12 protein-coding genes are annotated in these 13,448 nt (G+C 55.9%); 10 read left to right on the top strand and 2 right to left on the bottom strand.

Annotation, left to right across the window (positions count from 1 at the left end; translation table 11 throughout):
• From rplS to Q1W15_RS16380, 8 genes are all read left to right on the top strand, one after another.
• Positions 1-232: 50S ribosomal protein L19 (rplS, locus tag Q1W15_RS16415; RefSeq protein WP_300730240.1), on the top strand; the 232-nt coding region annotated here is incomplete at its 5' end.
• Positions 233-327: 95 nt separating this feature from the next.
• Entirely contained in the window at positions 328-738 is a 411-nt protein-coding gene (locus Q1W15_RS16410; RefSeq protein ID WP_300730239.1) for an acyl-CoA thioesterase, read from the top strand.
• Positions 739-844: 106 nt separating this feature from the next.
• Positions 845-1,741, top strand: coding sequence for a site-specific tyrosine recombinase XerD (gene xerD / locus Q1W15_RS16405; protein ID WP_300730238.1), 897 nt, complete (start codon positions 845-847; stop codon positions 1,739-1,741).
• A gap of 147 nt (positions 1,742-1,888) precedes the next feature.
• A complete protein-coding gene (locus Q1W15_RS16400; RefSeq protein ID WP_300730237.1) occupies positions 1,889-2,620 on the top strand; it encodes a thioredoxin fold domain-containing protein in 732 nt (243 codons plus the stop codon).
• Positions 2,621-2,756: 136 nt separating this feature from the next.
• Positions 2,757-4,061 carry a homoserine dehydrogenase gene (locus Q1W15_RS16395; RefSeq protein WP_300730236.1) on the top strand — a complete coding sequence of 435 codons (1,305 nt, stop codon included), beginning with the start codon at positions 2,757-2,759 and terminating at the stop codon, positions 4,059-4,061.
• 107 nt (positions 4,062-4,168) lie between these two features.
• Complete coding sequence (gene thrC / locus Q1W15_RS16390; protein ID WP_300730235.1) at positions 4,169-5,578, top strand: threonine synthase; 1,410 nt, start codon at positions 4,169-4,171, stop codon at positions 5,576-5,578.
• A 112-nt stretch (positions 5,579-5,690) separates the two neighbouring features.
• Positions 5,691-7,781, top strand: a complete 2,091-nt coding sequence (locus tag Q1W15_RS16385) for a transporter substrate-binding domain-containing protein (protein WP_300730234.1) — start codon at positions 5,691-5,693, stop codon at positions 7,779-7,781.
• Positions 7,782-7,913: 132 nt separating this feature from the next.
• The gene (locus Q1W15_RS16380) at positions 7,914-8,318 is read left to right on the top strand and encodes a response regulator (RefSeq protein ID WP_300730233.1); all 405 of its coding nucleotides are present in this window, start codon (positions 7,914-7,916) and stop codon (positions 8,316-8,318) included.
• A 160-nt stretch (positions 8,319-8,478) separates the two neighbouring features.
• On the opposite strand, the gene Q1W15_RS16375 is transcribed toward Q1W15_RS16380, so the two are convergent.
• Positions 8,479-9,363 carry a TIGR02285 family protein gene (locus Q1W15_RS16375; protein WP_300730232.1) on the bottom strand — a complete coding sequence of 295 codons (885 nt, stop codon included), beginning with the start codon at positions 9,361-9,363 and terminating at the stop codon, positions 8,479-8,481.
• 51 nt (positions 9,364-9,414) lie between these two features.
• Positions 9,415-10,614 carry a CaiB/BaiF CoA-transferase family protein gene (locus Q1W15_RS16370; RefSeq protein ID WP_300730231.1) on the bottom strand — a complete coding sequence of 400 codons (1,200 nt, stop codon included), beginning with the start codon at positions 10,612-10,614 and terminating at the stop codon, positions 9,415-9,417.
• Positions 10,615-10,788: 174 nt separating this feature from the next.
• Here Q1W15_RS16370 and Q1W15_RS16365 point away from each other — a divergent pair, with 174 nt between their 5' ends.
• On the top strand, positions 10,789-11,331 hold the full coding sequence (locus Q1W15_RS16365; RefSeq protein ID WP_300730230.1) for a YaeQ family protein: 543 nt from the start codon (positions 10,789-10,791) through the stop codon (positions 11,329-11,331).
• 42 nt (positions 11,332-11,373) lie between these two features.
• Positions 11,374-13,083 carry a single-stranded-DNA-specific exonuclease RecJ gene (gene recJ, locus Q1W15_RS16360; protein ID WP_300730229.1) on the top strand — a complete coding sequence of 570 codons (1,710 nt, stop codon included), beginning with the start codon at positions 11,374-11,376 and terminating at the stop codon, positions 13,081-13,083.
• The last annotated feature ends 365 nt before the right edge of the window (positions 13,084-13,448 follow it).

Raw genomic sequence — 13,448 nt, 5'->3', positions numbered from 1 at the left:
TCTGCAAGCTTTCGAAGGTGTAGTGATTGCCAAGCGTAACCGTGGCGTGAACAGTGCTTTCACTGTTCGTAAAATCTCCAACGGTGTTGGCGTAGAGCGTACTTTCCAGACCTACAGCCCGCAAATCGACAGCATGGCTGTGAAGCGTCGCGGTGACGTTCGTAAAGCCAAGCTGTACTACCTGCGTGACCTGTCCGGTAAAGCAGCTCGCATCAAGGAAAAACTGGCTTAAGTCCAGCGTTCCGATGCAGAAAAAAGCAGCCTTCGGGCTGCTTTTTTGTTGCCTGAAATTTGTCAGACCTTTGTCCAGTTGTAGGTAGTAGAAATATGTTTTCCCGTGAGCAAGAGATTCAACGTCGCACTGAACTGTCCGTCACTCGTATCACCAAGGCGGTATTTCCCTCGACGACCAACCATCACAACACGCTGTTCGGTGGCACTGCGCTGGCCTGGATGGATGAAGTGTCGTTTATCGCGGCCACGCGTTTTTGTCGCTTGCCGTTGGTCACCGTTTCGACAGATCGCATCGATTTCAATCATCCAATAGCTGCCGGCTGCATTGTTGAGCTGATTGGGCGTGTGGTTAAAGTCGGCAACACCAGCCTCAAAGTTGAAGTTGAGGTGTATGTCGAAAGCATGAGTTGTGACGGCCGTGAATTGGCAATCCAGGGCTTGTTCAGTTTTGTTGCGATTGATGATGACAAGCGGCCGGTACCCGTTCTGCCGAATAATCCGTAACGGCAGCGTCTGTGGTTGATAACGGGTGTTTATGATACGGCCCGGCTATGAAAGACTATCGGCTCATTTTTTATGCGCGGCCTCTAAGCTGTGCTTTCGAGCCCCAATGACCGCCATCGACAACCCGCTGATCGACCGATTTCTGGATGCCCTGTGGCTGGAAAAAGGCCTGTCGGATAATACCCGTGACGCTTATCGCAGTGATTTGACACTGTTTAATGGCTGGTTGCAGGAACGGGGTATTGAGTTGGTGAGCGCCGGGCGTGAGCTGATGCTTGACCATTTGGCGTGGCGCCTTGAACAAGGCTACAAGCCTAGATCCACTGCACGTTTTCTTTCTGGGGTGCGTGGCTTTTATCGTTATTTGTTGCGTGAACACCTTATCGGCGTTGATCCGACCCTGCAGGTAGAAATGCCGCAACTGGGCCGGCCATTGCCCAAGTCTTTATCGGAAGCAGACGTAGAGGCGCTGCTCGCCGCACCGGATCTGAGTGAGGCCATTGGTCAGCGCGACAGAGCCATGCTCGAGGTGTTGTATGCCTGCGGCTTGCGCGTGACAGAACTGATCAGTCTGACGCTGGAGCAGGTCAACCTGCGTCAGGGGGTGCTGCGCGTCATGGGTAAGGGCAGCAAGGAGCGACTGGTGCCGATGGGGGAGGAGGCGATCGTGCGGGTTGAGCGTTACCTGCGCGATGCCCGCCATGAGCTGCTCAATGGGCGCCCCAGTGATGTGTTGTTCCCCAGCCTGCGCGGCGAGCAAATGACGCGCCAGACATTTTGGCATCGCATCAAGCATCAAGCCGCAGTGGCTGGCATCGATAAGTCGCTGTCGCCTCATACCTTGCGACATGCGTTCGCCACGCATTTGCTTAATCACGGGGCCGACTTGCGCGTTGTTCAAATGCTGCTGGGCCACAGTGATCTGTCAACCACTCAGATTTATACCCATGTCGCCCGCGCCCGGCTGCAAGACCTGCATGCGCGGCATCATCCGCGGGGCTGAGCTAACGGTGTTCGCTTGTGTCGGCTGGAGTCGGCCGCGCAAGTCATCTGTGGTAGGCTCTGTCGGTTTATAAAGCGACCCGCCCAATCCCAGTGTCCGGAGCGGGAATTTTAGCGGTGGTCGTTTGCCTGCCTTCCAGGAGTTCTCATGCGCTTGATCCCAATTTTAGCCGCCGCAGCCATTGCGTTGGTCAGTACGTTCTCGTTCGCCGATCCCGGCGCTGAGCAAGCCATTCGCAAAAGCCTTGAAACGCTGCAACTGGATGTTCCGGTCGAGAGCATCAGTGCCAGCCCGCTGGCAGGGCTTTACGAAGTCAAACTCAAGGGCAGCCGCGTGTTGTATGCCAGCGCAGACGGGCAGTTCATCGTGCAGGGCTACCTGTTTCAGCTCAAGGACGGTAAGCCGGTCAACCTGACCGAGAAAACCGAGCGTTTGGGGGTGGCTAAATTGATCAATGGCATTCCGGTTGCTGAAACCGTCGTTTACCCTGCTATCGGTGAAACCAAGTCGCACATTACCGTTTTCACCGACACGACCTGCCCGTATTGCCATAAATTGCACGCCGAGGTCCCGGAATTGAACAAGATGGGGATCGAAGTGCGCTATGTTGCATTCCCTCGCCAGGGTTTGGGTTCGCCGGGTGATCAACAGTTGCAGGCAGTCTGGTGTTCTGCGGACAAGAAAACGGCGATGGACAAAATGACGGATGGCAAAACGGTCGAGGCGCCCAAATGCGCGAACCCGGTTGCCAAGCAGTTCGCATTGGGCCAGTCGATCGGTGTCAATGGTACGCCAGCCATTGTTTTGGCTGATGGCCAAGTCATTCCGGGTTATCAGCCTGCTGCACAGGTTGGCAAGCTGGCACTCAGTGTTAAATAATCCTGCGTCGTCACGGTAAACCCTTGACGATCATGGTCGGGCAGTTCAAATGCCGGGCCATTAATAGAGAACCGTGGCAATCCACGGTTGTTTTCCACGGCCGGCCTTGAGTCGGCCGTTTTATGGGGAGTTCAGCGTGAATCCGGTCAAAGTAGGTATCTGTGGGCTCGGGACCGTCGGTGGCGGCACCTTTAACGTACTGAAGCGTAACGCCGAGGAGATTGCCCGCCGTGCCGGGCGTGGTATCCAGGTTGCGCAAATTGCCATGCGTACGCCAAACCCTCAGTGCGACATTACCGGTACCCCCATTACCAACGATGTTTTCGCCGTGGCAACCAACCCTGAGATCGATATCGTGATCGAGCTGATCGGTGGCTACACCATCGCTCGTGAACTGGTACTCAAGGCCATTGAAAACGGTAAGCACGTGGTCACTGCCAACAAGGCGCTGATTGCCGTTCATGGGAACGAAATTTTTGCCAAGGCCCAGGAAAAAGGCGTGATTGTCGCGTTTGAAGCGGCAGTGGCCGGTGGCATTCCGGTGATCAAGGCGATTCGTGAAGGCCTGTCGGCTAACCGTATCAACTGGGTCGCGGGCATCATCAACGGCACTGGCAACTTTATTCTGACCGAGATGCGTGAAAAGGGCCGCACGTTCGAAGACGTGCTGGCAGAAGCTCAAGCGTTGGGTTACGCCGAAGCCGACCCGACGTTCGACGTTGAAGGCATTGATGCGGCGCACAAGTTGACCATTCTGGCGTCCATTGCCTTTGGTATTCCGCTGCAATTCGATAAAGCCTACACCGAGGGCATCACCAAGCTGACCACGGCTGATGTGAATTACGCAGAAGCGTTGGGCTATCGCATCAAGCACCTGGGCGTAGCACGCAGCACCGCCAATGGCATTGAACTGCGAGTCCACCCGACACTGATCCCGGCGGACCGTCTGATTGCCAACGTCAATGGCGTCATGAACGCCGTCATGGTCAATGGTGATGCAGCGGGCTCCACTCTGTTCTACGGCGCGGGCGCAGGCATGGAGCCCACGGCGTCGTCAGTGGTTGCAGACCTGGTGGACGTGGTGCGGGCGATGACGTCCGATCCTGAAAACCGTGTGCCGCACCTGGCCTTCCAGCCAGACTCGCTGTCTGCGCACCCGATTCTGCCGATTGAAGCCTGCGAAAGTGCTTACTACCTGCGCATTCAGGCCAAGGACCATCCGGGTGTATTGGCTCAAGTGGCCAGTATTCTGTCCGAGCGCGGTATCAATATCGAATCGATCATGCAGAAAGAAGTTGAAGAGCATGACGGCCTGGTGCCAATGATTCTGCTGACCCACCGTGTGATCGAGCAGCACATCAACGATGCCATTACTGCGCTGGAAGCATTGCAAGGCGTAGTGGGCCCAGTGGTTCGTATCCGCGTAGAAAGTCTCAATTAATTGAGAGCGGCAAGTTTCAAGCTACAAGCTGCAAGCTAAAAGCAACTCTGTTTTTACTTGCGACTTGTGGCTAAACCGCTTGCCGCTCAAACCGAAGGTTTGAATACATGCGTTATATCAGCACCCGTGGCCAGGCACCGGCCCTGAATTTTGAAGATGTCCTGCTGGCCGGTCTGGCCAGCGATGGCGGTTTATACGTGCCGGAAAACTTGCCGCGGTTCACCCAGGAAGAAATCGCTTCCTGGGCGGGCCTGCCTTATCACGAGCTGGCTTTTCGGGTGATGCGCCCGTTTGTCACCGGCAGTATTCCGGATGCCGACTTCAAGAAAATCCTTGAAGAAACCTACGGCGCTTTTGCCCATTCGGCTGTAGCGCCTTTGCGTCAGCTCAATGGCAACGAGTGGGTACTTGAGCTGTTTCACGGGCCTACGCTGGCGTTCAAGGACTTTGCTCTGCAATTGCTGGGTCGCCTGCTTGATTACGTGCTGGAGAAGCGTGGCGAGCGTGTGGTCATCGTTGGCGCAACCTCGGGTGATACGGGGTCGGCGGCAATTGAAGGCTGCAAGCACTGTGAAAACGTTGACATCTTTATCCTGCACCCGAATAACCGGGTTTCGGAAGTTCAGCGTCGTCAAATGACGACGTTGTTCGGTGACAATATTCACAACCTCGCCATTGAAGGTAACTTCGACGACTGCCAGGAAATGGTCAAGGCCAGCTTCGCTGACCAGGGTTTCCTCAAGGGCACACGCCTGGTTGCCGTGAACTCGATCAACTGGGCGCGAATCATGGCCCAGATCGTTTACTACTTCCATGCGGCCCTGCAGTTGGGCGGCCCGCATCGTTCCGTGTCGTTCTCCGTGCCGACCGGCAACTTCGGTGACATTTTTGCGGGCTATCTGGCGCGCAATATGGGCTTGCCGATTAACCAACTGATCGTGGCCACTAACCGTAACGACATTCTGCACCGTTTCATGAGCGGCAATCAGTACGCCAAAGAGACGCTGCATGCGACGCTGTCTCCGTCGATGGATATTATGGTGTCCTCGAATTTTGAGCGGCTGTTGTTCGACCTTCATGGTCGCAATGGCGCGGCCGTGGCTGGCCTGATGGATAGCTTCAAAAAAACCGGCAATTTCAGCGTGGAAGATGACCGCTGGGTTGAGGCGCGTCGCTTGTTTGATTCATTGGCTGTCGACGATGAACAGACCTGTGAAACCATTGCTCAGGTGTTTGCCGAGACCGGCGAGGTGCTTGATCCGCACACGGCGATTGGCGTCAAGGCAGCTCGAGAGTGCCGCCGTAGCCAGGATACACCCATGGTGATTCTGGGTACTGCACACCCGGTCAAGTTCCCTGACGCAGTTGAGAAAGCTGGCGTAGGAAAGGCACTGGAATTACCTGCTCACCTTTCTGATTTGTTCGAGCGAGAAGAGCGCTACACCGTATTGGCCAATGATCTGAAGGCCGTACAAGCCTTTGTAAGTCAGCATGGTAATCGAGGTAAGCCGCTGTAAAGGTATTTATCTTACGCACTGTTAAGCCCGTCATCTGACGGGCTTTTTTGTGGGTGCATGGCAAACTTGACGGGTTTTCGCCTCTGTATGCTGGCGAGTCAAGGAGGCTGTCATGTCACGTTTCAATTACGTGCTGAGATCATGGGTGTGTAGCGTACTTCTCTTGGCCTGTGCGGGCTTCTCCTCAGCGGCCAACGACTCGCAGCAAGCGGTGTTCAAGCTGCCCAAAAGCTTTCTAGAATCCAGACCTTTGACGCTCGACCCCGTGCACCGGCAATGGCTGAGTGATCGCGCAAATCTGCGCGTGGGCGTCTTCACGGGGGACTACGCGCCGATGGATATTGCGACTGACAATAATATCTATCAGGGCATCAGTGCTGACTACCTTAGCCTCGTGTGTGAAAAGTTAGGCATTGGCGTTCATGTGCAGGGGTTCAGTAAGCGTGAACAGGCCGTAGCGGCTCTGCTCTCAGGGGAGGTCGATATGCTGACCAGTGCCAATGGCTATGAGCGGGGTATTGAAGGCCTGGCTTTCTCCGAGAACTACATGGAGGACCGCTCCGTGATTCTGGGGCGCGACAGTGACCTGGCTGTGAACGAGAGCCGAGAGGGCAAAAAGATCGGCTTTCTGGAGGGGGACGTCGATGTTCTGGTTGCTGATGCGTTTTACCCCAAGAGCGATATCGTACTGTTACCCGATTTGCGCAGTGCCGTAGAAGCACTTTCCGAGGGCGAGATTGATGCGCTGATTGGCAATGAAGTGATTGTGCGATCGTTCAAGACCTATCGACCCTATTCCGGGTTACGCCTGGTGGGGGATAGCGCGCTGCCCATGTCGGGATTTGCCTTTGCCACACGGCGTAATGACCGACAGTTAATTGCGTTGATTGATCAGGCGTTGAACAGTCTGGATGCCTCGACGACCCAACTCATCCTTGCGCGGTGGACAACTGGTGTGGGCGGCGGTGTGGGTTATCAGCACATCAAATTGCTGCCCCACGAACTGGACTGGATCAAGCGCAACCCCGTTGTGACGGTAGCCACCCAGCAGTACCCGTTGTATGCCTTCAAAAATGGGGACGTGCGTTGGGAAGGTCTGAGTGTGGACATCCTTAACCGGATCTCACGCATGACCGGTCTTCAGTTTGTGCATCGCGAGAGCCTGACCACTGAGCAAACACTGGAGATGCTCAAGAGCGGAAAGGCGCAGATGAACACCACCTTGTCAAAGAACTCCGAGCGCAAGGGCTACCTGAATTTCACGCACTCTTTTGGCGGTGCTCCGTGGGTTTTTGTGGTCCGTATCAACAACTCTCGTCTGGGCTCGCTGAGCCAGCTGTCCGGCAAAGTATTGGCGCTGCCAGCCAAACATGCGCTTGAGTCGATGATTCTGAGGGAATACCCCGAGATCAAATTGAAGAGTGTGGGCGACTATGCTCAGGCCCGGCACCTGGTTGAGCTTGGCGATGCCGATGCGACCATCCAGAATGAAACACAAGCTTACCTTTATCCTCCCGGACGTTTGAGAGTCGGGCGCAGTGTTGACGGGCGCTGGTCTACGGATAATTTTGCCGTATCGGTTCACTACCCAGAATTACTCGACATATTGAACAAGGGGCTGGAAGCACTGCCGATGGCGGATGTGCAGGCTTTACGAATCAAGTGGCTGCGAGCTGGCAGGCAGCCTGTGATCCATTCGGGGCGGTCACAGACGTGGTGGAGGTATTGGTTCACGGCCGGTCTCGTGGCTGTAGGGGTGATACTTGTCATGTGGAACCGGCGGCTTGCCAAGCAGTTCAGGCTCCGGCAGTTGACCGATAATAAAATGCGAGAGCGCCTGGCTTTCCAGGCACGTTTTTTTGATGCCGTTCCCTATCCGGTTTTTGTGAATGGGTGTGAAGGACAAATCATCACCTGCAATCGTGCTTTTGAAGAATGCTTTTCTACGCGGGCCGAACTTATACGAGGAAGAAGCGTGACTGAGGTGGGTTTTCTTTCTGCAGAGGCTGCTGAACACCTGCATGCAGAACTCATGCAGGTGTTGCAAAGCCGAAAACCGTCGTATCAAAAGCGCTTGGATGAAAGCCCGAAAGCCAACCTTGAAATGTATCGCTGGATTGTCCCTTTTTACTCGGATTCCGGACAATTAGAGGGCGTGGTGGGCGGTTTTTTTGAGGTGTCAGCGCCCAAAAAATGGGGCTGATATATCGCTTTGCCTATTTTGCTTAGTGAAATTTCCTGCATTTCTTTCAGAACGATCTTATGTTGTTTCTTAAGAAATCAAACTAGAGTCGAGCCCCCCAAGTCAACACGCGTTACGTCCCAAAGGCCCCTGATGCGCTCCCTGAAAGTTTTAATTCTTGAAGACAACCCCTTTCAGCTCATGGTGTTGCACCAGATGCTGAATGCTTTTCATATTTTTGATGTTCTGGTGGCCGAAAGCGTTGAGTCGGCTCGCAGCTCGCTGGCCAAGCGCGGGGCTATTGATGTGGCTATTTGTGATCTTTTTCTGGAGGGGGTGTCCGGCTTGGAACTCATTCACGAACTGGCGCTCAAGCGGGAGGCGCAGGCGTTGATTATTCTGAGCTGTGCCGCCCCTCATATCCTGGAGAAAGTTGCCTATGCTGCCCGCCAGGAGGGGCTCGAGGTGTTGGGGTGCCTGAGCAAGCCAGTGACATTGGCCGGGCTGGAGCTATTGCTCAATGGTTATCAGCGAGCTGAGCCCGATAGTGCGAATTGATTGCACCTGTCGGGAACCATTTATAGGGAATCAGTGTCAGAGATTTCATCAGCAGCCTTAAGCATTTTGCTCCGATGCTTGTAGGTTGTTGAGCAGGTCATCGTGACCTTGTTAAACCCCGAGTTGTCTCCCCACTGCTCGGGGTTTTTTTTGTGTTTTTTTAATTTAAATCACCCCCCTCAAGCGACGGCTGAACCTCAGTATGTTCGTCGCGCAATTGTTCTGTGTTGAACGTCTGCGCTTCCACATTCATCAATGTGTCCAGGTTGATGTTGGTCAACACGGTATTGATGCCGCGAATGATCTCGCGGCCCTCATGTGTGTTCGAACACCCGATGTAAATGGGCTGGTAGGTCGGAGCCCCTTTGATGGGATAAAAAACCAGATCTTCCGGTAACAATCCCAGTTGGTTGGCCTTGGACTGTATCTCAGGCCAATACCCCAGCATTGTTTGCAGTCGACCCGCTTTCAGCATTTGCAACAGGTTGCCTGACGCGTCATTGCCGTAATGCGTAACAATTTGGCTCTCGGTACCCTGCATCAATTGTTCGTCGATCCACTCCCCGTAGCTGCGTTTGGCGACGATGCCGAGCTTCAAGGTCTGGGCGTTCAGCAAGGCCGGCAAATCCACGGAGCCTTCGTGGATAAAGGCCTCAATCCGTGGCTGGTCTTGGCGGCGAATGACAAGGCCGTTGCTGTGTAAACCGATAATCGGGTTGGAGTAGGCAATCCGGTTGGCGCGCCTGGCGTTCCATAACAAAAGCGGGTCACAGGTCAGTGTCGGGCTTTCGAGCATCTGGGAGGCGCGTGCCCGGTTAACCCGCAGCATAATGTGCTCATAGTGCGGCAAGCTGGCAATCAGCATGGGCATCAGTTGGTCGATGACGCCTTGACCTTTCTTTGGCCCCTCATGCACCGACAGGGGCGGGAGGTCGCGCATCAGCCAGACAAGTTTTTCTGCTGACAGGCTGTCAGGAGCCCACATCACACACATTGACGTGATCAGCGCCGTACAAATGCCTCGCCACTTCCAGCGGTTAGTCATTGTGCTGATTTCCTTTCGCAGCCACTTATTAAAAGAGGTGAGCCGTGCGGCCTAAATGGCACCCGTCTGTTTCAGGTTCGCAATGGCGTCAGCGTCGTAACCCAGCTCACTCAGCACTTCATGGTTGTGCGCCCCCAACTCGGGCCCTACCCAGTCAGCAGTGCCGGGTGTGTCTGACAGTTTGGGCACGATGCCGGGCATTTTGAATGCTTTGCCATCGGGCAAATTGGCCTGCAAAAACATCTCGCGGGCGAGGAATTGTGGGTCAGTGAACATGTCCTGTGCCGAGAAAATACGGCTGGCCGGGACTTGGGCTGCGTTCAGGTGCCCAAGCACCGCCTCCAGCGGCAGTGCGCCGACCCAGCGGTCAATAACGCCATACAGCTCATCACGTCGACTGTCGCGGCCATCATTGCTGGCCAAAAGGGGGTCATTGGCCAGGTCATCGCGCCCGATCTCCAGCATAAAACGCTTGAAGATAGCGTCGCCATTGGCCCCGATCTGTACGTGCTTGCCGTCAAGGCTGGTATGAATGGAGGACGGTGTGATCCCCGGCATGATGTTGCCCGTGCGCTCGCGAATAAAACCGAACACATCGAACTCGGGCACCATGCTTTCCATCATGGCGAAAATCGCTTCGTAGAGCGCGACATCAACGACTTGGCCCTGCCCGCCATTCACCTCACGATGCCGTAAAGCCATCAGCGCGCCAATCACGCCCCACAGCGCGGCAATGGAGTCGCCAATCGAGATGCCCGTGCGTACCGGCGGGCGATCCTCAAAGCCCGTAATGTAGCGCAGCCCGCCCATTGATTCACCGACGGCACCAAAGCCCGGCTGGTCCTTCATCGGCCCGGTCTGGCCAAAGCCCGACAGGCGTACCATCACCAGTTTTGGGTTCAGCGCGTGCAGCGTTTCCCAACTCAGGCCGAGTTTTTCGAGTACGCCAGGACGGAAGTTCTCGATCAGTATATCGGCATCCGCCAGCAACGCTTTGAGGATAGCCAAGCCATCCGGGTGCTTAAGGTTCAGGGTCAGGGATTTCTTGTTGCGCGCCTGCACAAACCACCACAGGGAGGTGCCTTCGTACAGCTTGCGCCACTTGCGTAACGGGTCGCCGCCATCGGGGGATTCGACCTTGATCACATGGGCACCAAATTCGGCGCAGATACGTGATGCGAAGGGTCCCGCGATCAAGGTGCCGAGTTCGACGACCTTAAGGCCCGAAAGTGGTTTGGCGGCGAGCGGCATGAGTAGTCCTTGTCCTGTACGTGCGAGTAGAGCCTTTTAGCATAGGTGACCGCACAAATCCTGCCGCTGCTTTTGAATATGAGGTCTGGCTCGCGTGCCGTGCTGTCAGGGATTCGTTGATTGATGGCGTATCGGTTAGACTTGGCTCCTTATTCCGTATCAAGAAGCCCGTTCATGGCCCAGCCGTCCACGACCTACAAGTTTGAACTCAACCTCACCGACCTTGACCGTGGGGTTTATGAAAGCGTCAAGCAGACCATCGCACGTCACCCTTCGGAAACCGAAGAGCGCATGACTGTGCGCCTTCTGGCCTATGCCCTCTGGTACAGCGAACAGTTGTCTTTTGGTCGTGGTCTTTCAGATGTAGATGAGCCTGCACTGTGGGAAAAAAGCCTTGATGACCGCGTGCTGCACTGGATCGAAGTGGGCCAGCCTGATGTCGACCGCCTGACCTGGTGTTCACGCCGTACCGAACGCACCAGCTTACTGGCCTATGGCAGCCTGCGTGTGTGGGAAGGGAAGGTGGTGCCTGCGGTCAAAAACCTGAAGAACGTCAACATTGCAGCCGTCCCGCAAGACGTACTGGAAGTGCTCGCCAAAGATATGCCGCGGGTGATCAAGTGGGATGTGATGATCAGCGAAGGCACGATTTTTGTGACCGACGACCGTGGCCAGCATGAAGTTCAGTTGCAATGGCTGCTGGGCGAACGCGGTTAACCCACCGCATTCTTCATACCTCAAGAGATTCCCCTTTCGTTTATGCGCATCGAACCCCGCCCATTACCCGAGACGCTGCCTTTTTTGGGCGAAATGCCAACCCTGTTGACCCGCTTGTATGCGGCGCGCGGCGTACAGTCGCAAGCCGAGCTGGACAAGAGCCTGGCACGGCTGATTCCGTACCAGCAGCTCAAGGGTATCGATGCTGCTGTGGATTTACTGGTGATCGCGCTAGAGCAGCGCCAACGCATTCTCATCGTCGGCGACTTTGATGCGGACGGTGCAACCGCCAGTACGGTGGGTTTGCTTGGCCTGCGCTTGCTGGGGGCGGCGCATGTTGATTACCTGGTCCCCAACCGTTTTGAGTACGGCTACGGCCTGACGCCTGAAATCGTCGAAGTGGCCCTGACCCGGCACCCGCAGTTGCTGATCACCGTCGACAACGGCATCTCCAGCGTTGAAGGTGTGGCGGCCGCAAAAAAAGCAGGGCTGAGTGTGCTGGTCACCGACCACCATTTGCCGGGCACTGAGTTGCCGGCGGCCGATGCCATCGTCAACCCCAACCAGCCCGGTTGTGACTTTCCGAGCAAGGCGCTGGCGGGCGTTGGGGTGATTTTCTATGTCCTGATCGCTCTGCGTGCGCGCTTGAATAGCCTCGGTTGGTATCAACACAGCAAGGCACCGAACATTGCCGAGCTGTTGGACCTGGTGGCACTGGGCAGTGTGGCAGACGTTGTGCCACTGGACGCCAACAACCGCATTCTGGTGCATCAGGGGCTTGAGCGTATTCGTGCAGGGCGTGCGCGGCCGGGGCTCAAGGCTATTTTGGAGGTGGCCAAGCGCGATCACTCACGTATCACGTCGACGGACCTGGGCTTTATTCTCGGCCCACGCCTGAACGCCGCCGGGCGTTTGGACGACATGAGCCTGGGTATCGAATGCCTGCTCACCGATGATGCGAACGCGGCCCGTGAGATGGCCGTGCAACTGGACGAAATGAACCAGGACCGCAAATCCATCGAACAGGGCATGCAGCGTGAAGCGCTGGCGCAGCTCAAGGACCTGACCGTAGACAACTTGCCGTTCGGCTTGAGCCTCTTCGACCCGCAATGGCACCAAGGGGTGATCGGAATTTTGGCCTCGCGCCTTAAAGAGCGTTACTTCCGGCCAACCTTTGCATTTGCCGATGCCGGTGACGGCATGCTCAAAGGCTCCGGGCGTTCGGTACCCGGCTTTCATATTCGTGATGCGCTGAGCGTGGTTGCCTCCCAGCACCCCGAATTGATCAGCAAATACGGGGGGCATGCCATGGCTGCGGGGCTGACCTTGCCTGAGGCCAATTTTGCGGTGTTTTGCGAAGCGTTTGATGCTGAAGTCCGTCGCCAACTGACTGAAGAAGACCTGACCGGGCGCCTGTTGTCTGACGGCAGCTTGGCTGTCGAAGAGTTCCATCTGGAGTTGGCGCGGGCGTTGCGAAATGCGGGGCCGTGGGGGCAACATTTCCCTGAGCCACTGTTTCACGGGGTGTTCCAATTGGTGGAGCAGCGCATCGTGGGCGAGCGTCATTTGAAGGTGGTGCTCAAGACCGAATGCGGCAGCGTCAAGTTGGACGGCATTGCCTTTGGCGTCGACCGGGAAGTGTGGCCTAACCCGACCATCCGCTGGGTTGAGCTGGCTTACAAACTCGACCTCAACGAGTTCCGGGGCAATGAAAGCGTGCAACTGATGATTGCCCACATCGAGCCGCGCTGAAAAGATCGCGAGCATTCGGGCGTCGACCGGCTGCTCCTACGGATGGCAGAGTTTGTAGGAACGAGCTTGCTCGTGATCTGTTGATCTGGCTTTTGATCTAAAGGGCCCCCTTGAGCCACGCGGGTCTCGCGCCGGGTTAGCCGCGACACGGCCAGGGAGGGCCGATCGCGGCGTGCCCACGGAGCAAAGCCTGTGGTGAGGGCATGCCGAGCCACAGCGAGGCACCGAGTGGTAGGGGCATAAGCGTTTGGCCACTTTGCGCTTTTGTACAGACCGGACACATGGTTGACGGGTGTACGGGGACATGGTGGACACTTTTCGGCGAGCTTATTTCGCCGGAGAGCCATCATGCCTTGGAATACGAG

Source organism: Pseudomonas sp. (assembly GCF_030150285.1).
Taxonomy (GTDB): domain Bacteria; phylum Pseudomonadota; class Gammaproteobacteria; order Pseudomonadales; family Pseudomonadaceae; genus Aquipseudomonas.
Note: the sequence above shows the minus strand (reverse complement) of the source record. Positions and strands in the feature narration are given on the sequence as shown.